The 22861-nt window shown below is 65.6% G+C and carries 19 protein-coding genes and 1 pseudogene; 14 read left to right on the forward strand and 6 right to left on the reverse strand.

Annotated elements, in window-relative coordinates; genetic code table 11:
• Positions 1–67 precede the first annotated feature (67 nt).
• Complete coding sequence (locus AB4Z32_RS09860) at positions 68–778, forward strand: glutathione S-transferase family protein (RefSeq protein ID WP_442121665.1); 711 nt, start codon at positions 68–70, stop codon at positions 776–778.
• Positions 779–783: 5 nt separating this feature from the next.
• Here AB4Z32_RS09860 and murB read toward each other — a convergent pair whose 3' ends face one another.
• Positions 784–1806: a UDP-N-acetylmuramate dehydrogenase gene (gene murB, locus AB4Z32_RS09865; RefSeq protein WP_442121666.1), complete on the reverse strand. Its 1023-nt coding sequence runs from the start codon at positions 1804–1806 to the stop codon at positions 784–786.
• 108 nt (positions 1807–1914) lie between these two features.
• On the opposite strand from murB, the gene AB4Z32_RS09870 reads away from it, so the two are divergent.
• The 3 genes from AB4Z32_RS09870 (at position 1915) to AB4Z32_RS09880 (ending at position 6236) form a co-directional block, all read left to right on the forward strand.
• The gene (locus AB4Z32_RS09870) at positions 1915–2400 is read left to right on the forward strand and encodes a YajQ family cyclic di-GMP-binding protein (protein WP_442121667.1); all 486 of its coding nucleotides are present in this window, start codon (positions 1915–1917) and stop codon (positions 2398–2400) included.
• 110 nt (positions 2401–2510) lie between these two features.
• The gene (locus AB4Z32_RS09875; RefSeq protein ID WP_442121668.1) at positions 2511–3776 is read left to right on the forward strand and encodes a nitronate monooxygenase; all 1266 of its coding nucleotides are present in this window, start codon (positions 2511–2513) and stop codon (positions 3774–3776) included.
• Between the two features lie 66 nt (positions 3777–3842).
• Positions 3843–6236 (forward strand): sensor domain-containing protein, encoded by a 2394-nt coding sequence (locus AB4Z32_RS09880; protein WP_442121669.1) that lies wholly within the window; start codon positions 3843–3845, stop codon positions 6234–6236.
• Positions 6237–6242: 6 nt separating this feature from the next.
• On the opposite strand, the pseudogene AB4Z32_RS09885 reads toward AB4Z32_RS09880, so the two are convergent.
• Positions 6243–6455: pseudogene (locus AB4Z32_RS09885) on the reverse strand (hypothetical protein); the annotation flags it as partial.
• 152 nt (positions 6456–6607) lie between these two features.
• On the opposite strand from AB4Z32_RS09885, the gene AB4Z32_RS09890 reads away from it, so the two are divergent.
• The 4 genes from AB4Z32_RS09890 to AB4Z32_RS09905 all read left to right on the forward strand — a co-directional run bounded on the left by AB4Z32_RS09890 (position 6608) and on the right by AB4Z32_RS09905 (position 11180).
• The gene (locus tag AB4Z32_RS09890) at positions 6608–7978 is read left to right on the forward strand and encodes a sensor histidine kinase (protein WP_442121670.1); all 1371 of its coding nucleotides are present in this window, start codon (positions 6608–6610) and stop codon (positions 7976–7978) included.
• A gap of 57 nt (positions 7979–8035) precedes the next feature.
• Positions 8036–8818 (forward strand): LytR/AlgR family response regulator transcription factor, encoded by a 783-nt coding sequence (locus AB4Z32_RS09895; protein WP_442121671.1) that lies wholly within the window; start codon positions 8036–8038, stop codon positions 8816–8818.
• Between the two features lie 76 nt (positions 8819–8894).
• Entirely contained in the window at positions 8895–10067 is a 1173-nt protein-coding gene (locus AB4Z32_RS09900; RefSeq protein ID WP_442121672.1) for a PAS domain-containing sensor histidine kinase, read from the forward strand.
• Between the two features lie 90 nt (positions 10068–10157).
• Positions 10158–11180, forward strand: a complete 1023-nt coding sequence (locus tag AB4Z32_RS09905; protein ID WP_442121673.1) for a porin — start codon at positions 10158–10160, stop codon at positions 11178–11180.
• A gap of 55 nt (positions 11181–11235) precedes the next feature.
• Here AB4Z32_RS09905 and AB4Z32_RS09910 read toward each other — a convergent pair whose 3' ends face one another.
• The 3 genes from AB4Z32_RS09910 to AB4Z32_RS09920 all read right to left on the reverse strand — a co-directional run bounded on the left by AB4Z32_RS09910 (position 11236) and on the right by AB4Z32_RS09920 (position 13584).
• Positions 11236–12030, reverse strand: a complete 795-nt coding sequence (locus tag AB4Z32_RS09910) for a DUF427 domain-containing protein (RefSeq protein ID WP_442121674.1) — start codon at positions 12028–12030, stop codon at positions 11236–11238.
• A 66-nt stretch (positions 12031–12096) separates the two neighbouring features.
• The gene (locus AB4Z32_RS09915; protein ID WP_442121675.1) at positions 12097–12639 is read right to left on the reverse strand and encodes a class I SAM-dependent methyltransferase; all 543 of its coding nucleotides are present in this window, start codon (positions 12637–12639) and stop codon (positions 12097–12099) included.
• A gap of 3 nt (positions 12640–12642) precedes the next feature.
• Positions 12643–13584 (reverse strand): CysB family HTH-type transcriptional regulator, encoded by a 942-nt coding sequence (locus AB4Z32_RS09920; RefSeq protein ID WP_442121676.1) that lies wholly within the window; start codon positions 13582–13584, stop codon positions 12643–12645.
• A gap of 181 nt (positions 13585–13765) precedes the next feature.
• Here AB4Z32_RS09920 and AB4Z32_RS09925 point away from each other — a divergent pair, with 181 nt between their 5' ends.
• From AB4Z32_RS09925 to cobA, 6 genes are read left to right on the forward strand one after another with little or no spacing between them, the layout of a single operon-like run.
• A complete protein-coding gene (locus AB4Z32_RS09925) occupies positions 13766–15457 on the forward strand; it encodes a nitrite/sulfite reductase (protein ID WP_442121677.1) in 1692 nt (563 codons plus the stop codon).
• Positions 15450–16013 (forward strand): DUF934 domain-containing protein, encoded by a 564-nt coding sequence (locus AB4Z32_RS09930; protein WP_442121678.1) that lies wholly within the window; start codon positions 15450–15452, stop codon positions 16011–16013. The genes AB4Z32_RS09925 and AB4Z32_RS09930 overlap by 8 nt, the downstream gene beginning before the upstream one ends.
• Complete coding sequence (locus AB4Z32_RS09935; RefSeq protein WP_442121743.1) at positions 16010–16750, forward strand: phosphoadenylyl-sulfate reductase; 741 nt, start codon at positions 16010–16012, stop codon at positions 16748–16750. The genes AB4Z32_RS09930 and AB4Z32_RS09935 overlap by 4 nt, the downstream gene beginning before the upstream one ends.
• A 39-nt stretch (positions 16751–16789) precedes the next feature.
• On the forward strand, positions 16790–17743 hold the full coding sequence (gene cysD / locus AB4Z32_RS09940; protein ID WP_442121679.1) for a sulfate adenylyltransferase subunit CysD: 954 nt from the start codon (positions 16790–16792) through the stop codon (positions 17741–17743).
• Positions 17743–19086: a sulfate adenylyltransferase subunit 1 gene (locus AB4Z32_RS09945; RefSeq protein WP_442121680.1), complete on the forward strand. Its 1344-nt coding sequence runs from the start codon at positions 17743–17745 to the stop codon at positions 19084–19086. Before cysD ends, AB4Z32_RS09945 begins: the two co-directional genes overlap by 1 nt.
• Before the next feature lie 38 nt (positions 19087–19124).
• On the forward strand, positions 19125–19847 hold the full coding sequence (gene cobA / locus AB4Z32_RS09950) for a uroporphyrinogen-III C-methyltransferase (RefSeq protein ID WP_442121681.1): 723 nt from the start codon (positions 19125–19127) through the stop codon (positions 19845–19847).
• 183 nt (positions 19848–20030) lie between these two features.
• Here cobA and AB4Z32_RS09955 read toward each other — a convergent pair whose 3' ends face one another.
• Positions 20031–22712 (reverse strand): DUF4214 domain-containing protein, encoded by a 2682-nt coding sequence (locus tag AB4Z32_RS09955; RefSeq protein WP_442121682.1) that lies wholly within the window; start codon positions 22710–22712, stop codon positions 20031–20033.
• Positions 22713–22861 lie beyond the last annotated feature (149 nt).

A 22861-nucleotide genomic window follows, 5' to 3' on the forward strand; every position in this document is an offset into this window, starting at 1 on the left:
CGAGGCGCGCGGCGCTTGGGCCGGCCCTTTGCTACCATCGCCCGGTGACCATCCGTGGAGCGACGCCATGCAGGACCTGAACAGCTTTCCGGTGACGCGCAAGTGGCCGGCGCGGCATCCGGACCGGCTGCAGCTGTATTCGATGCCGACGCCGAACGGCGTCAAGGCCGCCATCATGCTCGAGGAAACCGGCCTGCCCTACGAGGTGCACCGGGTGGGCTTCGAAAAACAGGAACAGACCTCGCCCGAATACCTGGCCCTGAACCCGAACAACAAGATCCCGGCGATCATCGACCCGAACGGCCCCGGCGGCCGGCCGCTGCCTTTATGGGAGTCGGGCGCCATCCTCCTCTACCTCGCGGACAAGACCGGCCAGCTGGTTCCGCTGGACGCCGCCGGCCGTTACGAAACCATCCAGTGGGTGATGTTCCAGAACGGCGGCATCGGGCCGATGTTCGGGCAACTGGGCTTCTTCCTGAAATTCGCCGGCAAGGACTGGGAAGACAAGCGTCCGCGCGACCGCTTCGTGGATGAGGCGAAGCGTCTGCTGGGCGTGCTCGACAAACGGCTCGACGGGCGCGACTGGATCATGGGCGAGCACTATACGATCGCCGACATCATGAGTTTTCCCTGGGTGAACGCCTTGCATTCCCTCGATGGCGCCCGCGAGCTGCTCGGCTTCGACAACTTCCGCCACGTCGGCCGCGTGCTGCAGGCCTTCCTGCGGCGCCCGGCGGTGGTCAAAGGGCTCAAGATACCGGCGGCGCCCCCGGCCTGACACACTCAGATCATCACCGGTTCCGGCTCCAGCAGCACCCCGAAGCGCTCCTGCACGTCCGCCTGGATCGCCCGCGCCAGCGCCAGCACTTCCTCGCCGCTGGCGCCGCCATTGTTGACCAGCACCAGCGCCTGCTTCGGATAGACGCCGGCGCGGCCCAGCGATCTGCCCTTCCAGCCGCATTGGTCGATCAGCCAGCCGGCCGCCAGCTTTTCGCTGCCGTCGGCCTGCAGGTGGTGGACCAGGTTCGGCCACTGTTCCAGCAGGCGGGCGCAATGCTCGCCCGGCACCACCGGGTTCTTGAAGAAGCTGCCGGCATTGCCGATCTCCGCCGGGTCGGGCAGCTTGCGGCGGCGGATCGCGATCACGGCCTCGGCCACCTGGCGCGGGCTCGGGCCGGTCACGCCGTCGAGTTCACGGGCCAGTTCGGCATAGCGCAGGTTCGGCGCCCAGGCTTTCGGCAGCGCGAAAGTCACGTCCAGCACCGCCAGGCTGCGGCCGTCCTCGTGCTTGAACACGCTGTCGCGGTAGGCGAAGCGGCAGGCCGCGGCATCCATCGTGCGCGTGCTGCCGGTCGCAAAATCGAAGGCGGTGAGCGAATGGAAAACGTCCTTGACCTCGGCTCCATAGGCGCCGATGTTCTGGATCGGCGAGGCGCCCACCGTGCCCGGGATCAGGGACATGTTCTCCAGGCCGCCCAGTCCCTGTTCCAGGGTCCATTGCACGAACCCATGCCAGTTCTCGCCGGCGCGGGCGCGCACCAGGACGGCGTCCGGCGTTTCGCCGACGATTTCCTTGCCCATCAGGGCCATGTGCAGCACCAGTTGCTCGATTTCGGCGCGGGTGATCAGCAGGTTGCTGCCGCCGCCCAGGACCAGGCGCGGCAAGGCGGCGAGTTCGGGGTCGGCGGCGAGCGCCGCCAGCTGGGCGGGGTCGATCACGCGCAGGTAGCGCCTGGCGCGGGCACCGATGCCGAAGGTGTTGAAGTGCTGGAGGGAGATGTCGTGTTCGATGGGCAATGCTTGCATGGCTGGGTCCGGAGTTGGCCCGCTGATTATAGTGGGAAACAGGCGCCCCGATGCCAACGGTCCGTTACAATATCGGCATTCGTCACCCGATAAAAAAAGGAACACACAATGCCATCGTTTGATGTGGTCTGCGAAGCAGACATGGTTGAAGTCAAGAACGCCGTCGAAAACTCGAGCAAGGAAATCGAGACGCGCTTCGACTTCAAGGGTACCTCGGCCAAGGTCGAGCAGAAAGACAAGGAAATCACCCTGTTCGGCGATTCCGACTTCCAGATCTCCCAGGTCAAGGACGTCCTGCTGAACAAGATGACCAAGCGCAAGGTCGACGTCCGATTCCTGGACGAAGGCAAGATCGAAAAGATCGGCGGCGACAAGGTCAAGCAGGTGCTGAAGGTGCGCAACGGCATCGAGTCCGAGGACGCCAAGAAGATCACCAAGCTGATCAAGGAAAGCAAGATGAAGGTCCAGGCCTCGATCCAGGGCGAATCCGTGCGCATCACCGGCAAGGATCGCGATACCCTGCAGGAAGCGATCGCCATGCTGCGCAAGGATGTGACCGACCTGCCGCTGGCCTTCAACAACTTCCGCGACTGACCCGGAAGACCGGGCCGTTACCGCACGACCGTGCGCTAAATGGCCCTCTGTAAAGCCCATCTCCTGCGGTAAAATGGCGGGCGATTAGTCTATGGTTGTTAAGGAATGCAATGAAACGTGTAGATGATTTCCGCCTGCGTTTGGGCAACAAGGAATACGTGCCCATCATGATCGGCGGAATGGGAGTCGATATCTCGACTTCCGAACTGGCGCTGGAGGCAGCGCGCCTCGGCGGCATTGGCCATATTTCCGACGCGATGGTCCCGGACGTTTCGGACCGCAAGTTCGATACGAGCTTCGTCAAGGAAAAGACCAAGCTCTACAAGTTCAACATCAACAACATGGACAAATCGGTGGTCCAGTTCGACCTGGACCGCCTGGCCGAGGCAACCCGTCTGCACGTGGGTGCAACCATGGACGCGAAGAAAGGCGATGGCCTGATCTTCGTGAACTGCATGGAAAAGCTGACCATGAACGCGCCGAAGGAAACCCTGCGCACCCGCCTGTCGGCGGCGCTCGACGCGGGCATCGACGGCATCACCATGTCGGCCGGCCTGCACCTCGGTTCGTTCGAACTGATCAAGGACCATCCACGCTTCCGCGACGCCAAGCTGGGCATCATCGTCTCGTCCGTGCGTGCGCTGCAATTGTTCCTGCGTAAGGTTTCGCGCCTCGACCGCCTGCCGGACTACGTGATCGTCGAAGGCCCGCTGGCCGGCGGCCACCTCGGCTTCGGCATCGACGACTGGCAGCAGTACGACCTGCACACCATCATGGACGAGATCCATGCCTTCATGCGCGCCGAACAGCTGAACATTCCGCTGATCGCCGCGGGCGGCATCTTCACCGGCAGCGATGCCGTGGGCTTCCTGGAAAAGGGCGCCGGCGGCGTGCAGGTGGCGACCCGCTTCACCGTCACCCACGAATGCGGCCTGCCCATTGATGTCAAGCAGGAATACTTCCGCGCCAGCGAAGAAGACATCATCGTCAACGGCGTCTCGCCGACCGGCTATCCGATGCGGATGCTGAAGCAGACCCCGGCGATCGGCTCCGGCATCCGCCCGGGTTGCGAGTCCTACGGCTACCTGCTGGACGCGACCGGCAACTGCGCCTACATCAACTCGTACAACCGCGAGGTGCAGGCGAATCCGGACTCGAAGAACATCCGCGTGTTCGACAAGACCTGCCTGTGCACCCACATGCGCAACTTCAACTGCTGGACTTGCGGCTCGACCACCTACCGCCTGAAGGACACCACCCACAAGCTGGGCGACGGTCACTACCAGATCCTGTCGGCCGAGCACGTGTTCAAGGATTACCAGTTCAGCGTCGACAACCAGGTCGCCCTGCCGGTGCGTGCCGAGGCCGCCGCCTGATATTCTGGGCGGAACGGTTCCCCGGCACGGCTGTCCAACGGCGGTTGGCCTTGCATGGGGAGCCGCATGTTCGATACCGATCCGCCCGCCCACGCCGTCTTGCTGACGGACGACGCGGGCAGTATCATCACCTGGAACCGGGGTTGCGAGACCCTGTTCGGCATGCCGGCCGCGAGCGTACTCGGCCGTCCCATCACCAGCCTGTTCGTCGCCAGCGCGCGTGACGCCTGGACCGCCGGCTGGGCCGCCCTGACCCAGCGTCCCGAAGGCGCCCAGCTGAATGCCGACCTGCGCTGCAGCGACAGCCGCATCTTCGCCGCCACCCTGGCGCTGGCCCCGCAAATCGACGCCGCCGGCCGGCCGCTCGGCTGTGCGGTCGCCGTCACCACCGAGGTCGAACGCGACGCGCCGGAGTCAGAACACGTCGCACGCACGCCGCTGTCGGCCGTGGTCGACCTGTTTCCCGGCACCTTCTATGCCCTCAACCGCGACGGCCGTTTCGTGCTCTGGAACCACAACCTGGAACGCCTGAGCGGCATGGCGCCGGAAGAACTGGCGGCCGCGCGCGCTTCCGACCTGCTCGACCTGCCGCAGCGCCCCCTCCTCACGGACGCCCTGCGCCGCGTGCTGGACGAAGGCGCCGAGATGAAACTCGAAGTCGACTACGTTGCCAAGAACGGCAAGGACATCCCGGTGCTGCTGTGCGGCACGCGGGTGCTCTGCAACGGCGGCGAGTACGTGTTCGGGGTCGGCATCGACATCGGCGAGCGGCGCCAGCGCGAGGAAAGGCTGCGCCTGCGCGAACGCGCGCTGCACGCGGCCAGCAACGGCATCGTGATCGCCCGCAGCGACGGTCCCGACAACCCGATCGAGTATGTCAATCCGGCCTTCGAGCGCATCAGCGGCTATAGCGCGGAGGAATCGCTCGGGCGCGATCCGCGCTTCATGGCCGCGCCCGGCATGGATGCGGGTGAACGGACCGAAGTGCGCGAGGCGATTGCGGCCTGCCGCCCGGTCAACGTGGTGCTGCGCAACCTGCGCAAGAACGGCGAGCTGTTCTGGAACGACCTGAGCATCACCCCGGTCCACGACGAGCATGGCACCGTGACCCATTTCATCGGCGTCATCAACGACGTCACCGCGGCCATGCAGCGCACCGCCCACCTCGAGCACGAGGTCAACCACGACCCGCTGACCGGGCTGGCCAACCGCAACCTGCTGTGGGACCGGCTGGACCAGGCGGTGCACGTGGCACAGCGCCAGAAGTCGCTGGTGGCGACCGTGCTGATCGACCTGAACAACTTCAAGACCATCAACGACACCCTCGGCCACGAAGCCGGCGACGTGGTGCTGAAGGTGGTGGCGCGGCGCCTGCAGGCCTCGGTGCGCGACAGCGACACGGTGGCGCGCATGTCGGGCGACGAATTCGTGCTGGTGCTGGCCAACCAGCCCTCGCTGCGCTTCACCCTGCGGATGGTCGAACGGCTGCGCCAGAGCTTCGCGATCCCGGTGTCCTTCAACGGCCGCGAGATCCCGGTCGGCGCCAGCGTCGGCGTGGCCCTCTATCCGCACGACGGCACCACCGCGACCGAGCTGGTGCGCGCGGCCGACGTCGCCATGTACCACGGCAAGGGCAACGGCCACAACGACGTGCACTTCTTCTCCGCCGATATGCGCTCGAGCAACGACGCCAAGCGCAAGATCGAGGAAGGCCTGCACCACGCCCTCGACAAGGACGAGCTGTTCCTGCTCTACCAGCCGCGCGTCTCGCTGCGCACCGGCCAGGTGATGGGCTTCGAGGCCCTGCTGCGCTGGAATCATCCGGACCATGGCGTGCTGCCGCCGGGACGCTTCCTGACCGAGGCCGAGGAGATCGGCGTCATCGTCCCGATCGGCCGGCGCGTGCTGGACCAGGCCTGCGCCTTCGCCGCCCAGCTGCGCCAGACCGGCGTGCGCAAGGTGCCGGTCACCGTCAACGTGTCCTACCGCGAGTACAGCCAGGGCGACTTCGTGGAGTGCCTGTGCGCCCTGCTCGCGCGCCACGACCTGCCGCCCGACAGCCTGCAGCTCGACCTGCCGATCGACGGCCTGCTGCGCAATCCCGGCCTCGGACGCGAGCTGTCACGCCAGCTGCGCGCGCTCGGCGTGGTCGTGTCGGTGGACGGCTTCGGCGCCGGCCTGTGCGACCTCGGCTACCTGCAGCAGCTCGAAGCCAGCCAGGTCAAGCTCTCGCGCACCACGGTGCACGGCATCGCCGAAGGCACCGGCGCGCTGGTGAAGAGCCTGATCGACATCGGGCACAACCTGAACATGGAAGTCGTGGGCGAGGCCGTGGAGACGCGGCCGCAGGCGGAATTCCTGAAGTCGCACGGCTGCGACGAGTTCCAGGGGCGGCTGTTCAGTGAGCCGCTGGGGGCGGAGGCGGCGCAGGAGATGTTGCGAAGTTACCAGCCGGCGTAAGCTCGTTCACGCAGCATCCGCTCGTCGTGCCGGGCATTGCCCGACCCGGCTCCCCGCAAAGGCGGGGACCCAAGTTCTGCAAGAGCTGTCGTAACGCTCGCAAACCTGGATTCCTCGTTCGACACCTGGGCAAGTTCCCGCATTCTCGTGCCCGCCTCCGCCRTATTCCAGCATCCGCATGCCGATAGTCGTGTTCGAGCTGCGGTTCAGGGTCGACTTGCACCCGATCTGCAGTCCACTCCCCTGTTCCTGCAGGCTGTCGCACGGGGCTGGCATTGGCGGCGGCAAGGAATTAATTTGCAACATCCCAACACTGATGCTGGGGCAAAAGCAGTTACACTCGCCAATTACCCTTAATCAAGAAGAGCTCCATGCAGACCCGGCGTTCGACCCAGCAGTATTTCTCCAATACCCTATCGTGGCTGTATCACGCATTCGATTCGGTCGCCACCTGGGTCACGCAGTTGTCGTGGTGGAAATTCTTCCTGTTCGCCGCGCTGATGCTGGTTGCCGGACAAATCCTGCAGGACGAGCTGTTCTCCGGCGGCGAGGAAGAAAACGTGCGCGCCGAGCGCAACGCGCGCAAGGCCGAACCCGCCATTACGATCGACGACAGCGGCATCCACATCAATCCTCGCACCAAGCGCAAGGGCAACGAGGAAACGCCGGACAAAGCCACCGAGCAGGCCGACAGGATTGCCGAAAACGCCCTCAAGCAGGCGGAAGAAGCCAGCAAGGCCGCCGCGGAGGCGGACAAGGCTGCGGCTGCGGCAGACAAGGCCGGCGAAGCCGTCCCACCGACGCCGCCCCAGCCGCCGGCGCCGGCCGGCCGAGGCAAGGGGGACAGCCGCTCGACCACAAAGCTGATCCGTGGTGCGAACGGCGAGGAAGTCCATATCGACCTGCCGCCGCAGATCGGCGAAGAGCTGTCCAACGCGATCGAGGCGGCCGTCGACGACGCCGCCGAAGCCAAGGCCAGGAGCTACCACAAGCAGGCCTCGACCTGGTTCACCAGCTTCGTCTGGCTGCTGGTGATGGCCCTGTTCGGCACCAAGGCCCTGATGGGCGGCAAGAAGCGCGCCGAGGCAGAAATGCAGAGCGCCACCGCGGTTGCCGAACGCGAATCGATGCAGCGCCAGCTGTCGGAAGCCCGGATGGCGGCCATGCAGGCCCAGGTCGAGCCGCACTTCCTGTTCAACACCCTGGCCTCGGTCGAGCACCTGATCGAGACCGATCCGCCGCGCGCCTCGGCCATGCAGCGCACCCTGATCCAGTACCTGCGCGCCGTGATCCCGCAGATGCGCGACGCCAACCTGACCACCAACCTCGGCCGCGAGGTCGACATGGTCACCTCCTACCTCGACCTGCTCAAGATGCGCATGGAAGAAAGGCTGACAGTCGACCTGCAGGTGCCGGAGGGCCTGCGCAGCGCGGCCTTCCCGCCGATGATGCTGCAGTCGATGGTCGAGAACGCGATCAAGCACGGACTGGAGTGCAAGCCCGAGGGCGGCCACCTGGCGGTGACGGCGGAAATCGTCGACAGCAAGCTGCGCGTGACGGTGGCCGACGACGGCGTCGGCTTCGGCGTGGTGCCGAGCAAGGGCACCGGGCTGGGCCTGTCGAACATCCGCGAGCGCCTCAAGCTGCTGCACGGCGAGGCCGGCCAGCTGCACATCGCCGCCAACATCCCGAGCGGGGTGATCGCCACCATCGAGGTGCCCTACCAGCTGGCATCAAAATGATTGCCTGCTACCCGATTTCGTTGAATAATCGTCACTCTGCCTTTACTTCTTTTTGCCATGCCTACAGCAATCATTGCCGATGACGAAAGACTGATGCGCGACCTCCTCCGTACCCGCCTGTCCCAGGTGTGGCCGGAACTGGAGATCGTCGGCGAGGCCAAGAACGGCGACGAAGCCGTTCAGCTCGTGTCCGCGCTCAAGCCGGACCTGACCTTCCTCGACATCCGCATGCCCGGCAAGTCGGGTATGGAAGCGGCACGCGACATCGGCGACGCCAGCCAGATCGTGTTCGTCACCGCCTACGACCAGTACGCGGTCGAGGCCTTCGAGCGCGGCGCCGTCGACTACGTGCTGAAGCCGCCCGAGCCGGAGCGCCTGAAGATCACGGCCGAACGCCTGAAGGAGCGCCTGTCGGCGCCCGCCAGCACCGGCGCCGCCGCCAGTGCCAACGTCAGCGATACCGTCACCGCCATGCTGTCGCAGCTGGCCGAGAAGATCGCCGCGCCGAAGCCGAAATACCTGCAATGGATCCAGGCCAGCATCGGCCAGGACCTGCGCATGATTCCGGTCGAGGAGATCCTGTTCTTCCGCTCCGACGAAAAATACACCTGCGTGCAGACCGAGAAGTTCGAGGCCCTGATCCGCAAGCCCGTGCGCGACCTCGCCGATGAACTGGACCCGTCCCTGTTCTGGCAGATCCACCGCGCGACCCTGGTGAACGTCAACGCGATCGAAGGCGTGACCCGCGACATCCGCGGCCGCCACCTGGTGCTGATCAAGGGCCGCCCCGACAAGCTCGAGGTCAGCCGCAGCTTCCTGCATCTGTTCAAGCAGATGTAAATCAAGCCGTACTCAAGCGCCGCCGCGTAAGGTAGATGCCGGGCCCGCATTTGCGGGCCGCTTTTTACGGGCATCCATGAAACGACAGCGCCTTTGCTCGGCCGCCTGGGCCCTCACCTGCTCCCTGGGCTGCTTCGTGAGCTGCTTCCTGACCGGGCTCGCGGCGGGCTACCGGCTGGGCTTCCAGTCTCACGAAGACCTCGATACCGTGCCGGCCGGCCGCCAGATCGTCCGCGACGCCAACGATGCCATCGTCTCCGTCGACGGCCGCTACCGCATCGTCATGGCCAATCCGGCCGCCGCCACCCTGTTCGGCACCACCGTCGGCAACATGGTCGGCACCCCGCTGGCGCGCTACGTCGAATCGGCCAGCGCCGACCCCGACGAACCGCTCGAGTACTTCCGTGCCGGCAGCGGCCGCGCCGGCCGCCGCGCCACCGACTATGCCGCCACCGGCCTGCGCGCCAACGGCGTGCGCTTCCCCATCGAGGGCTCGATCTCGCGCGCCAACGAAGGCGCGCCCTTCTACACCGTGGTCATGCGCGACGTCTCGGAGCGCAAGCGGGTCCAGGAAAAGCTGACCCGCTCGCACGACCAGCTGCGCCAGCTGTCGGCGGCCCTGCAGACCATCCGGGAAGAAGAGCGCACCCACATCGCGCGCGAGCTGCACGACGACCTCGGACAGATCCTGGCCTCGCTGCGCATGGACCTGAGCCTGCTGCAGCAGGCCGCCGGCACCCCGGCCGACAGCCTGCGCCTGATGGCCGGCATGGAACAGAACCTGCTGACGGCGATCGCCTCGCTGCGCCGCATCGCCACCAACCTGCGCCCGCGCGCCCTCGACGAAGGCGGCCTCTACTTTGCCCTGAAGGGCCTGTGCGAGGATTTCGTCGAGCGCTACTGCATCCCCTGCACCCTGCTGGCCGACGAAGCCGAGCTGCGCCTGGACGATACCGCCAGCACGGCGATCTTCCGCATCGTGCAGGAAGCGCTGACGAATATCGCGCGCCACGCCCAGGCCGGCGCCGTCACCATGAACCTGTTCCGTTCGAACAGCGAGCTGCTGGTCACCATCCACGACGATGGCCGCGGCATCCGTCCCGAGGACATGGAAAAGGCCGAATCGCTGGGCCTGATCGGCATGCGCGAGCGGGTCTGGGCCATGAACGGCGACATCAGCATCACCTCCGACGAGCCGCCCGGCACGCGGATCGACATCGTCCTGCCGGTCCACGATCACCTCGTATAATCTTTCATTCTGTCATCAAACCGACATATCTCTTCGATAAGATGCGACCCGTTTCGTCACCTGTTTCGTCATCTAACTGGAGAGTTCTGAATGCAAGTCAAACGCCTGGCAGCCGCCCTGGTAGCCCTCACCCCGCTGTTCGCAGCCGCCCAGACCAACGTGACCCTGTACGGTGTCCTCGACGCCGCCATCTCGTCGCAGGACACCGGTGGCCCGGAAGGCCGCACCACCGTGGTCAACTCGGGCAACCAGTCGAGCAGCCGCTTCGGCTTCCGCGGCACTGAAGACCTGGGCAATGGTCTGAAGGCCATGTTCAACCTCGAAGCCGGTACCTCGATCGACACCGGCGCCGGCGACTCCGCCCTGTTCGGCCGCCGCGCAGTGGTCGGTCTGGAAGGCGGCTTCGGCAGCCTGACCCTGGGCCGCGAATACTCGCCGATCGCCGCCATCGCCGCCGCCACCGACGCCTTCGGCCAGGGCTTCTACGGCAGCAACCTGTCGGCCTTCACCACCAACCGCCTGACCCGCCGCCTGGCGAACTCGGTCAACTACAAATCGCCGTCGTGGAATGGCCTGAAAGTCCTGGCCGCCTACTCGGCCGGCGAAGTGACCACCGCCAACACCCCGTCGGGCGACCTGAAAGGCGTCGGCGTCGAGTACACCCTGGGCGGCCTGTATGTGGGCGCGGCTTACCACGAGATCAACCGCCTGGCGATCGACAAGGACAAGGAATCGGCAATCGGCGCCGCCTACAAGTTCGACCAGCTGGGTGGTTTCGAAGTCAAGGCCAACTGGATGGAAGCGGACCGCGAAGGCGCCCCCGCCAAGTACAAGCAATACAACCTGGGCGGCTCGATGCCCTTCGGCGCGCACCGCGTCTACGCTAACTTCCAGCAGCAGAAGCAAGGCGCCGCCAAGGGCAACAGCTGGGCCCTGGCCTACACCTACTCGCTGTCGAAGCGCACCAACCTGTACGCCAGCTACGCCAGCCTGGACAACAACAACAGCGGCGTGTTCGGCCTGAGCTCGTCGTCGGTCACCATCGCCCCGGCCGCCACCGCGCTGGGCAAGGATCCGGACGTGTTCTCGCTGGGTCTGCGTCACAGCTTCTAAGCCGCCAGGGCTGACAAGGAACGCGGCGCGGGGAGCGATCCCTGCGCCGCGTTTTTTACGCTTTCAGAATGTCGCCGTCGACGCTGACCTCGACCTTGTCGGGATAAAAGCTGAACCAGCGCGGAATCATGAGCGCATCGCCCATCGGCGTGGTGAGATTCCAGGCCATATCCGCGATGTGCCTGCCGTCGACGTCGGCATGCCAGTGCTGGCCGTCGCCCTTGTAGGGGCACTGCGACACGGTCGCGCTTTTCACCAGCGCCACGCGCAGGGCATCGGGCGGAAGATAGAAGCGCGGCGCCATGGAGGTCTCGTACAGGATCGCCGGCGCCGAGGATTCGGCGAGCACGGTGCCGCCGGCGGACACCACGACGTGCTGCGAAGAGCGCTGCACGTCGAAGCGGTGATAGGGGTCGCGCGGGTGGGCATAGCCGAGGTCGTCGTCGAGATACCAGGCGTCCACCTTTTCCAGGTCGAACACCAGGTGATCCCGCAGGGGCGCGGCGGCGCCGGGCGGCGCCTCGAAGGACCTGGCGGCGGCTTTCACGTCGCCTTGGGCGCTGCGGATCGACCAGGAGCGGACCACGCCGAGCCTTGCGTCTTTCGATTCGCCCTCCTGGGAGAGAAGTTCCGTCCGCACGTCCGCACGGGGCAGGCACAGCTGCATCACGCGGCCGGTCTGGTGCAGGGCCAGGCATCTGCGGCTGTCCGCCACGATCTCTTTACCCTGCCGGATGCGCAAGCGCTTCGGAAATGGTTCCCAGAACAGCAGGGGCGTTGCGGGTGGTGTGACGTCGAAACGCCCTGCAGGCTCCCTGCCGAAGGGGCCGCTACCGATGGTAAGCGCCATGCCGATTCTCCACAGTTGATATCGGCATACAGTAATCCCGATCGCAAAAACCGGGAATACGATTCCTTACTTCAAGCGGCCGGTCAGCACCCAGAAATATTCCCAGCGCGCGATCCTGAGCGCCTTTACAGCAGTGCCCAGGCGCTTGCGCAGCGCGCTGTCGGTCGGGTAGCTCTTGGGACGCTCGATCCGGCTGCCGTCTTCGGTGGCGACCACCTCGTAGGTATTGCCCTGGGCATCGGTGCGGGCCACCGGATTGCTGGTCCCTTCGACATAGACGTCGTCCAGCAGCACCAGCAGCGCATCCTTGGCCGCCGCCTTGCGCAGCTTGCCCAGGAAGGCATCCTGCTCCTCGCGCTTCAGGCGCGACCAGCAGAATTCGGCCACCACCGCGGTATAGCCGGCGGCGCCCTCGGGCAGGGCCGGCACCTGGCCGTCCTCGCCGTTCAGTTCCAGCACCGTGTGGCCGGCCGTCAGCTCGGCCACCTGGTCGCGCACGTCGGCCAGGTCGGCGTCGCGGTCCGACATCTCGGCGTCTTCTTCGTCGTACTCTTCGTACGCTTCCTGGTCTTCCTGGTCTTCGTTGTCGTCGTGTTCTTCGTGATTCATGATTTACAGCTCGTAATTATCGGCGGTCCCGCGCATCGCCGACTCGACCATCTTGCGGTTGAGCGTCGGCGCGAGCAGCTCGATGAAGGTATAGATATAGCTGCGCAGATAGGCGCCCTGCTTCACCGCCACCCGCGAGACGTTCATCCCGAACAGCTGGCCGACCGGGATCGCGCGCAGGTTGCGGTCGCGCTCGGGATCGAAGGCCATGCCGGCGATGATGCCCACGCCCATGCCCAGTTCCACATAAGTCTTGATGACGTCGGCGTCGATCGCTTCCAGCAGCACGTCCGGTTTCAGGTTGCGCAGTTCGAAGGCGTGATCGATCTTGCTGCGGCCGGCGAAGGCGGCATCGTAGGTGATCAGCGGATAGCTGGCAATCTCTTCCAGCGAAATCGCCTTCGAGCGCGTCAGCGCGTGTTCGTGCGGCACCACCAGCACGTGCTCCCACTGGTAGCACGGCAAGGTGATCAGGCCGTCGACGGCGGCGATCGACTCGGTGGCGATGGCCATGTCGGCCTGGTCGTTCTTGACCATGTCGGCGATCTGGCGCGGATTGCCCTGCAGCAGGGACAGCCGCACTTTCGGGAACTTCAGCATGAAGGCCTGCACCACCTTCGGCAGCATGTAGCGCGCCTGGGTATGGGTGGTGGCGATGGTGAAGCTGCCGCTGTCCTGGGCCGCGTACTCCTTGCCGATCCGCTTCAGGCTGTCGATCTCCTGCATGATCAGCTCGACGGATTCCAGCACCAGCCGGCCCGGCTCGGTCAGGCCGCGGATGCGCTTGCCGTGGCGGGTGAAGATGTCGACCCCGAGCTCTTCTTCGAGTTCGATGATGGCCTTGGACACCCCGGGCTGGGACGTGAACAGCGCCTTGGCGGCGTCGGTCAGGTTGAAGTTTTGGCGGACCGCCTCGCGGACAAAGCGTAATTGGTGTAGGTTCATTGCCCTTTTTGTATTGATAAAAGCCGTAGACGCATTTTACAAGGATGCTTATGCCGCTGGCTCATATAAGCAAATAAATTCTCAGTAGTTTGGAATAAGACGCCATTTTATTAAGATTCCACATAGTCTACCGGGCCCCTCGTCATCCTTGAGGCGGGCGGCCGTAACCAGGATCCATGCCATGTACCGTTACGACCAATACGACCATCTCATCGTACGCGAGCGCATCGCCCAATACCGCGACCAGGTGAGGCGCCGCCTCAGCGATGAGCTGACCGAAGAAGAATTCCTGCCGCTGCGCCTGCAGAACGGCCTGTACATGCAGCGCCATGCCTACATGCTGCGCATTGCCGTGCCCTACGGCCTGCTGTCCACCAAGCAACTGCGCATGTTCGCCCACATCGCCCGCACCTACGACCGCGGCTACGGTCACTTCACGACGCGCCAGAACATCCAGTTCAACTGGATCGAGCTGGAGCAGACCCCGGACATCCTGACCGACCTGGCCTCGGTGGAAATGCATGCGATCCAGACCTCGGGCAATTGCATCCGCAACACGACCACCGACCAGTTCGCCGGCGTGGCCGCGGACGAGATCGTCGATCCGCGCCCCTTCGCGGAGATCATCCGCCAGTGGAGCACCTTCCACCCCGAGTTCGTCGCCCTGCCCCGCAAGTTCAAGATCGCCATCAACGGCGCCGTCGCCGACCGCGCCGCGATCGCCGTGCACGACATCGGCCTGACCGCGGTGCGCAATGCCGCCGGCGAAGTCGGCTTCAAGTTCATGGTTGGTGGCGGCCTCGGCCGTACGCCCATCATCGGCAGCACGATCAACGAATTCGTGCCCTGGCAGGACCTGCTGACCTATACGCAGGCGGTCATGCGCGTGTACAACCAGTTCGGCCGCCGCGACAACAAGTACAAGGCCCGCATCAAGATCCTGGTGAAAGCCGTCGGCGCCGAGGAATTCGCGCGCATGGTCGAGCAGGAATTTGCCGACCTCAAGGGTGGCCCGGAAACCCTGACCCGCGAGGAACTGGACCGCGTTGCCGCCTACTTCAACCCGCCGCCGTATGCCGCGCTGGACAACATCGACCCGCGCGCCGGCCATGAATCCAACCGCGCCTTCCAGAACTGGCTGCAGCGCAACGTCAAGCCGCACAAGATGGCGGGCTATGCCTCGGTCGTGCTGTCGCTGAAGAAGACCGGCGTGCCACCGGGCGACGCCACCGCCGAGCAGATGGATTTCGTCGCCGACCTGGCCGACCGCTACAGCTTCGGCGAACTGCGCGTGACCCACGAGCAGAACCTGGTACTGGCCGACGTCGAGCAAGCCAGGCTGTACGAGATCTGGGAACAGGCCAAGGCCAAGGGCCTGGCGACGCCGAACATCGGCCTGCTGACCGACATCATCTCCTGCCCGGGCGGCGACTACTGCTCGCTGGCGAACGCGAAATCGATCCCGATCGCGGCCGCCATCGCCCAGCGCTTCGACGACATCGACTACCAGCACGACATCGGCGACATCGAACTGAACATCTCGGGCTGCATCAACGCCTGCGGCCACCACCACGTCGGCCACATCGGCATCCTGGGCGTGGACAAGGACGGCGCCGAGTGGTACCAGGTGTCGATCGGCGGCGCCCAGGGCAATGCAGCGGCGCTCGGCAAGATCATCGGCCCCTCGTTCTCGGCGGCGCAGATGCCGGAAGTGGTCCAGCGTCTGCTCGACGTCTATGTGCGCGAGCGCGTCGAGGGCGAGCGCTTCGTCGACGTCGCCCAGCGTCTCGGTGTCAACCCGTTCAAGGAACATGTATATGCCACGCCGATCCCGGCCGGCGAACTGGCTGTCGGAGAAGATGAATATGCCTAAGCTGCAGCACCACGAACAGATCATCAAGGGCCGCGAAGTCGTCGCCGACGACTGGACCGTCCTGCGCCTCGACGAGGGCGAAACGCCCGAGAGCGTCGCGGTCCCGGACGGCAAGATCATCGTTCCCCTGGCGGTCTGGGAAGCCCAGCGCGCGACCCTGGCCGCGCGTCCGCAGCTCGGTCTCTGGTTCGCCCCCGACGAGCAGGCCCACAGCGTCAAGGACGAACTCGGCAAGTTCGCCGTGATCGCCGTCGACTTCCCGAAGTTCAGCGACGGCCGCGGCTATTCGATCGCCTTCAACCTGCGCAAGCGCCTGGGCTATACCGGCGAGCTGCGTGCGATCGGCGACGTGCTGCGCGACCAGCTGTTCCAGATGGTTCGCTGCGGCTTCGACGCCTATGCGACGCGCCAGGACCGCTCGATCCACGATGCGCTGAAGGGCCTGACCGTGTTCTCCGAAACCTACCAGGCATCGGTCGACCAGCCGCTGCCACTGTTCCGCCGCCACCAGCGCGATGTGCCGCCCGAGCACAGCGACGTCGGCGCCGGCATCTGAAGCACCAACAGGAAGACACCATGAGCGACCTGCACGCGCGCGTCACCGAAACCCGCGCCATCCTGGAACGCATCGCACGCGATTTTTCGCCGGCCGTATTCGCCTCCAGCCTGGCGGCCGAGGACATGGTCCTGACCGACCTGATCCTGAAGGCAGCTCTTCCGATCGGCATTTTTTCGCTGGAAACCGGCCGCCTGCACAAGGAAACCCTGGACGTGCTGGACAAGGTCAAGACCCATTATGGCGTCGAGATCGCCCTGTTCCGGCCGCAGCCGGAAGCGGTCGAGCAGTATGTGGCGCAGAACGGCCTGAACGCCTTCTACGATAGCGTCGAGATGCGCAAGGAATGCTGCCGCGTGCGCAAGGTCGAGCCGCTGGGGCGCGCCCTGAACGGAAAAAAAGCCTGGATCACCGGCCAGCGCCGCGCCCAGTCGACCACCCGCGCCGAGCTGGCCGTGCAGGAAGACGACGCCACCCACGGCATGGCCAAGTTCAACCCGCTGGCCGACTGGTCCGAGCAGGATGTGTGGGAATATATCCGCACCAACGACGTTCCCTACAACAGCCTGCATGACCGCGGCTACCCGTCGATCGGCTGCGAACCCTGCACCCGCGCGATCCAGCCGGGCGAAGATATCCGCGCCGGCCGCTGGTGGTGGGAGAATCCGGAATCGAAGGAATGCGGACTGCACCTGGTCGACGGCAAACTGATTCGTATCAAGTCAGTGGCCGCCTGAGCCGCAGACAAACACAAGACATTGAAAAGCACAGCCATCATGACGAATTTTATTGACATCTCGGGGGCGCCTAGCCCGGGAGCGCTCGGCGACGTGAATTCCCGCCACCTGGACGCCCTCGAATCGGAAGCGATCCACATCCTGCGCGAGGTTGCGGCCGAGTGCTCGAACCCGGCCCTGCTGTTCTCGGGCGGCAAGGATTCCGTGGTGCTGCTGCGCCTGGCCGAAAAGGCCTTCCGTCCGGGTAAATTCCCCTTCCCGCTGGTCCACATCGACACCGGCCACAACTTCGACGAAGTGATCGCCTTCCGCGACGCCCGCGTTGCCGAACTGGGCGAGCGCCTGATCGTCGGCTCGGTCGAGGACTCGATCAAGAAGGGCACGGTACGCCTGCGCAATCCGCAAACCGATTCGCGCAACGCGGCCCAGGCGGTCACGCTGCTGGAAACCATCGCCGAATACGGCTTCGACGCCTGCATCGGCGGCGCCCGCCGCGACGAGGAAAAGGCGCGCGCCAAGGAGCGCATCTTCTCCTTCCGCGACGAATTCGGCCAGTGGGACCCGAAGGCCCAGCGCCCCGAGCTGTGGGACCTGTATAACACCCGCGTCCACCCGGGCGAGAACATGCGCGTGTTCCCGATCTCGAACTGGACCGAGCTCGACGTCTGGCAGTACATCGCCCGCGAAAAGCTGGCACTGCCGCCGATCTATTACGCCCACGAGCGCCAGGTGATCCCGCGCAACGGCCTGCTTGTGCCGCTGACCCCGCTGACCCCGGCCCGCGAAGGCGAGCAGGTCGAGACCCAGACCGTGCGCTTCCGCACCGTCGGCGACATCTCCTGCACCTGCCCGGTGGCCTCGACCGCGGCCACCCCGGCCGACATCATCGCCGAAACCGCGATCACCCAGATCACCGAGCGCGGCGCTACCCGCATGGACGACCAGACCTCGGAAGCGTCGATGGAAAAGCGGAAAAAACAAGGATACTTCTGATGAACGCCCGTATTGTTTCACCTGCAAACCAAGAACTGAACCACGCCGCCGACCTGTCCGGCCAGGCCAGCCTGCTGCGCTTCATCACGGCCGGCTCCGTCGACGACGGCAAGAGCACCCTGATCGGCCGCCTGCTGTACGACAGCAAGGGCATCTTCGCCGACCAGCTGGCCGCCGTCTCGCGCTCGAAGCACAAGCGCACCGTCGGCGACACCATCGACCTGTCCCTGCTGACCGACGGCCTGGAGGCCGAGCGCGAACAGGGCATCACGATCGACGTCGCCTACCGTTACTTCGCCACCCCGAAGCGCAAGTTCATCATCGCGGACACGCCCGGCCACGAGCAGTACACCCGCAATATGGTGACCGGCGCCTCGACCGCGGATGCCGTGATCATCCTGGTCGACGTCTCGAAGGTGAAGCTGGGCGACGATGGCAGCGTCGAGCTGCTGACGCAAACGAAACGCCACTCGACCATCGCCAAGCTGCTGCAGATCGAGCACGTGATCGTGGCCGTCAACAAGATGGACCTGGTGAACTACGACCGCAGCGTCTACGACCGCATCGTCGGCGCCTACACCGAATTCGCCAACAGCCTCGGCCTGCAGGACATCACCGCGATCCCGCTGTCGGCGCTGGCCGGCGACAACGTGGTCGAGAAGACCGACAACATGCCGTGGTACGAAGGCCCGACCCTGATCGAGCTGCTGGAATCGATCAGCGTCTACGACGAAACCCACGACGCTCCCTTCCGCTTCCCGGTGCAGCTGGTGGCGCGCCACAACGGCCACGAAGCCAACGACTTCCGCGGCTACATGGGCCGCATCGAGTCGGGCAAGGTCTCGGTGGGCGACAAGCTGGTGGTGCAGCCGTCTGGCGTCGAAGCCACGGTCAAGGAGATCCAGACCTTCGACGGCGGCCTGAAGACCGCGGTGGCCGGCCAGTCGATCACCCTGCTGCTGAACGAATACGTGGACATCTCGCGCGGCGACGTGCTGGCCGGGGCCGCACAACCGGCCACCCTGCTCAAGCAGGTGAAAGCCGACGTCTGCTGGATGGCCGACGAGCCGCTGGACGTGCGCCGCAAATACTGGATCAAGCACGGCACCCGCCAGACCATGGCCAAGGTGAAGGCAATCGAGAACATCCTCGACGTGAACACCCAGCAGCGTCATGCGGCGGAAGGCTTGAAGCTGAACGACATCGCCCGCATCGAGCTGGCCGTGCAGCAGCCGCTGGCTGCGGATGCGTATGAGGATATTCGTGCGACCGGGGCTTTCATCCTGATCGATGAAGTGACCCATCAGACGGTGGCTGCGGGTATGATTCGCTTGAGCGAATAATTTGCAACGACGGCTACCAACTGGAACCAAGAGAAAACATGGCAGTGCTGGGAAAGGTATATCTGATCGGAGCCGGTCCCGGCGCGGCTGACCTCATCACCGTACGCGGCGCACGCCTGCTGGCCCAGGCCGACGTCGTGCTGTACGACGCCCTCGTCACGCCCGAGATGCTGGAACTGTGCGCCGAGGCCGAGAAGATCTCGGTCGGCAAGCGTTCCGGCCAGCGCTCCACCGCCCAGGTCCATATCAACGAACAGCTGGTCGAATGCGCGCGGCGCTACCGGATGGTGGTGCGCCTGAAGGGTGGCGATCCGATGCTGTTCGGGCGCGCCGACGAGGAGTTGCGCGCCCTCGAGGAAGCCGGCATCGAAGTCGAGGTCGTCCCCGGCATCACCACGGCGGTGGCGGCGGCGGCGGCCACCCGGCAGCCGCTCACCAAGCGCGGGGTGGCGCGCAGCGTCGCCTTCTTCACCTCGAGCACCGCGCCCGACCAGCCGGAACATGCCGCCCTTCCCGAGACCGACACCATGGTGCAGTACATGGGCGGACGCGAAGCCGCCGCCACCGCCGAGCGCCTGCTCGGCCAGGGGCGCCGCCCCGACCTGCCGGTGGTCGTGATCGAAAACTGCAGCCGCCCCGACCAGCGCATCCTGCGCCTGACCCTGTCCGACCTGGCCCACGGCCTGGACATGGCCCACGGCCCGGTGCTGGTGATGATCGGCGAAACCCTGCAACGCCGGCCCCACCAATCCCCAGATTAAAAACTGCCAGGGCAAGGCGCATTCGCCGCAGCGGCGGACCGCGAAGACAATACGCTAGCACGGCGAGCCAAATGCAACGCCACCATACAAGTCCCCCCGACTAAAAACTCCCAGGGCAAGGCGCATTTGGCGAGGACAGTACGCTAGTACGACGAGCCAAATGCAACGCCGCCATGGGAGTTTTTAGCCGTGCCAGGGCGTGTAGTCGATGCCGTTCTGGATAGCGCCGATCACCTGCGCCTGGTTCTCCGCGCTCTCGCTGAAGTCGACCAGCACCTGGGCGCGCGATACGAGCTGGATCGAATGCAGCCAGAAATCGTAGCCGGCGGCGTCCGGCGTGCGGTGCAGCACGTTCGCATACAGCGCTTCCACGTATTGGGCATCGTTCGGGTTGGCGCCGTATTTATCGTGGAATTCGGCGCTCTCGATGAAGCTGTTCGCCACCTGCATCAGGGTATGGCCGCCGTCCATCGAATCGATCCAGTAGCCCAGGCCACCCTTGTCCGGCGTGCGGTTGAAGGCGGCCTGGTAGAGGCGATAGGCCTCGCCGGCATTGCCCTGGATGTCCAGCGCCAGGGTCTTGTCGCTGAACTGCACGCGCTCGACATTGGCCAGCATGGTCGTGCTGCCGTTCACGTAGTCGTACACCGAGACATTCGCACCGTCGGTCCACAGCTTGTAGTTGGTGCGCGTGTTGGCGAAGACCGCCGTGTCGATGCCTTCCTTGCCGTCCAGCAGACCGCCGCCGCCGCTTGCCGCCAGCATGTTGTTGCCGGCCGTGCCGGTCAGGTTCGATGCCGCCGGCAGGCTCGGCGTGATCGCCACCGGCGTACCCGGGGTGGTCGCGGCCGGCGCGCTGGGGACGGTCACGACCGGGGCAGGTGCCGGCGGCGTGCTCACCACCGGCGTCGCCGGGATCACCGGCGTGGTGACTGTCGATGCCGGGTCGCCGGCGGTGTCGCCGGCATGCGAATTCTGTGCGCTGTCCTGCACCGGCGCGGCCGGCGTCCCCGAGTAGACGCGCGCTTCGACCGACACGCCGCCCGCCTGGCTGTCGACCCAGGCCGCGGCAAAGCCGCCGTTGGCCAGCGCCACCAGGTCCGGACTGGTCTGGTCGCCGGCGCGCATCTGGTTGATCCCGAATTCCTGGACGTCGACCGGGCTGCCGTCGGCGCCGAAGCGGCGGCCGAAGATGCCGCTGCCGTCGTAGTCGCCGCTCTGCGACTGCCAGGCGACCACGAAGCCGCCGTCGGGCAGCGCGGTCACCGCGGCGTCGTAGCGGCCGCCGCCGGACTGCATGTTCGCCTGCGTCGCCGCGCCCAGCGCGTGGCCGGTGCTGTCGTAGACCTTGAAGAAGATGTCGCTCATCGAGTAGCCGAGCGGCTCGTTGACATAGCTGTCCCAGGCCACCACGAAGTTGCCGTTTGCGAGCGTGGTCAGGTGCGGCAGCGGGGCCGCGGTCGCCAGGCTGGCCGCGTAGCCGTCGCCGTTGACGACGAAGGCCTGGTTCGAGGCGCTGGTGGCGGCGTACACATTGCCGTCGTTGATCTCGCCCCAGGACACCACATAGCCGCCCTGCTTCAGCGCCGACAGGCTCGGGCTGAAGGCCGAGGACAGCGCGCCGTAGTCTTTCTGCGCGCCGGCCAGGGAACCGCCGGCGGCGGCCAACTGCACGTGGACTGCGCCGCCGCTGCGCCAGCCGACCGCGAAGGAACCGTCGGCGAGGGTGGTCAGCGCCGGCATGGCGGCATCAAAGCTGGCGCTCCCGTCCAGCACGTGTTCGGCGCCGGCGCTGCCGTTGGCCTCGATCACGCGGTAGGCGATGCGGGTGGCGCTGCCGTCGTTCACGGAATAGGCGACCACGAAGCGGCCGTTGCCGAGCGCCGTCACCGCCGGCTCGCCTTCGAGTTTGGCGTCGCCGCTCGGCGTCAGCGCGAAGGCCGCACCGGTGGCGGCGCCGCTGGCATCGCGCATCTGCGCCCACAGGCCGGCCCCCAGACCGCCCGCCACCGGAGCGCCGGCCGCGGTGTCACCGCCCTGCCAGACGGCGACGAAGCCGCCGTTCGACAGTGTCGCCAGCGACGGATTGGCGGCCCAGGCATTGCTGGCCGCGCCGAGTTTCAGGTCGTTGCCGAAGCCCGTCAGGTCCTGCGTAATGCCATCCTGCACGGTATAGCTCAGGATGCTGGCGACGCCCTCGCCCGCTTTCGGATTGCCGTTGGCGTCGAGCTGGTAGCGGTCGTAGTAATGCACCGTCACCGTCGCCGACAGGCCGGTGGCCGGGAGCTGGGCGGCATCGGCGATCACCAGGCGCGCCGAGGAGTCGGTGGCCGGGTTGTAGGCGATCGAGAACAGGCCGGGAGTCGACTGGCTGTCGATCACCCAGCGTCCGCCGGTCGGCGAACCGGTGTCGATCGGGGACAGCTGGTCGACCACCGCGCCGGCCTGCATGGTCGAGAACATCGTGTCGTTTTCGCCGGTGAGGCCACCGGGCGCATTGTCGACGATGACCGTGTTGTCGCTCGAGACCACGCTGCCGTCAGCCAGCTTGTAGTGGGCGCTGAAGGTGTTCGACGAGGTCGTGTCGGTGCTGCCGTCGAGGAAGCGCCACAGGGTGCCGCTCGCCTGGACATAGCTGCCCTGGCCGTCGACCGGCAGCGTGTACGGGTTCCAGGTCTTGCCGTTGTCGTAGCTGTACTGGAGCTGGCCGCGCGACAGCTGCTGCCCGGCGGCGCTGGCGATATCGAATGCAACCGCCGTCACGGCGGAAGACGATGCGCCCGATGCCACGGTGGTGCCGGCATAGGTCCAGGCAGGGCTGCCCCAGGTCGGGCGGACGTAGATGGTGGTCGAGGGGGAGGTCATGGGAATCAGGAGCGGGGCGATATCCGCTATGATTCCCTACGGCAAATTTAAATTCAATGAGGAAATTGTTTTCCGTGCGGGAAGTTCACCGAAAACCAACGAAAGATTAGCCTGGAAACAACTCAGTTAGCGAAAAAGATTGCATCGAC

Source organism: Massilia sp. 2TAF26, from assembly GCF_052115005.1.
Taxonomy (GTDB): Bacteria; Pseudomonadota; Gammaproteobacteria; order Burkholderiales; family Burkholderiaceae_D; genus Telluria.

Bases quoted from the DNA above. Each gene is read 5' to 3' on its own strand.
- murB (WP_442121666.1), bottom strand. From the start codon at position 1,806: ATGCAAGCATTGCCCATCGAACACGACATCTCCCTCCAGCACTTCAAC.
- AB4Z32_RS09880 (WP_442121669.1), top strand. From the start codon at position 3,843: ATGTTCGATACCGATCCGCCCGCCCACGCCGTCTTGCTGACGGACGAC.
- AB4Z32_RS09890 (WP_442121670.1), top strand. From the start codon at position 6,608: ATGCAGACCCGGCGTTCGACCCAGCAGTATTTCTCCAATACCCTATCG.
- cobA (WP_442121681.1), top strand. From the start codon at position 19,125: ATGGCAGTGCTGGGAAAGGTATATCTGATCGGAGCCGGTCCCGGCGCG.
- AB4Z32_RS09870 (WP_442121667.1), top strand. From the start codon at position 1,915: ATGCCATCGTTTGATGTGGTCTGCGAAGCAGACATGGTTGAAGTCAAG.
- AB4Z32_RS09920 (WP_442121676.1), bottom strand. From the start codon at position 13,584: ATGAACCTACACCAATTACGCTTTGTCCGCGAGGCGGTCCGCCAAAAC.
- AB4Z32_RS09905 (WP_442121673.1), top strand. From the start codon at position 10,158: ATGCAAGTCAAACGCCTGGCAGCCGCCCTGGTAGCCCTCACCCCGCTG.
- AB4Z32_RS09915 (WP_442121675.1), bottom strand. From the start codon at position 12,639: ATGAATCACGAAGAACACGACGACAACGAAGACCAGGAAGACCAGGAA.
- AB4Z32_RS09930 (WP_442121678.1), top strand. From the start codon at position 15,450: ATGCCTAAGCTGCAGCACCACGAACAGATCATCAAGGGCCGCGAAGTC.
- AB4Z32_RS09910 (WP_442121674.1), bottom strand. From the start codon at position 12,030: ATGGCGCTTACCATCGGTAGCGGCCCCTTCGGCAGGGAGCCTGCAGGG.
- AB4Z32_RS09900 (WP_442121672.1), top strand. From the start codon at position 8,895: ATGAAACGACAGCGCCTTTGCTCGGCCGCCTGGGCCCTCACCTGCTCC.
- AB4Z32_RS09945 (WP_442121680.1), top strand. From the start codon at position 17,743: ATGAACGCCCGTATTGTTTCACCTGCAAACCAAGAACTGAACCACGCC.
- AB4Z32_RS09895 (WP_442121671.1), top strand. From the start codon at position 8,036: ATGCCTACAGCAATCATTGCCGATGACGAAAGACTGATGCGCGACCTC.
- AB4Z32_RS09955 (WP_442121682.1), bottom strand. From the start codon at position 22,712: ATGACCTCCCCCTCGACCACCATCTACGTCCGCCCGACCTGGGGCAGC.
- cysD (WP_442121679.1), top strand. From the start codon at position 16,790: ATGACGAATTTTATTGACATCTCGGGGGCGCCTAGCCCGGGAGCGCTC.
- AB4Z32_RS09875 (WP_442121668.1), top strand. From the start codon at position 2,511: ATGAAACGTGTAGATGATTTCCGCCTGCGTTTGGGCAACAAGGAATAC.
- AB4Z32_RS09860 (WP_442121665.1), top strand. From the start codon at position 68: ATGCAGGACCTGAACAGCTTTCCGGTGACGCGCAAGTGGCCGGCGCGG.
- AB4Z32_RS09925 (WP_442121677.1), top strand. From the start codon at position 13,766: ATGTACCGTTACGACCAATACGACCATCTCATCGTACGCGAGCGCATC.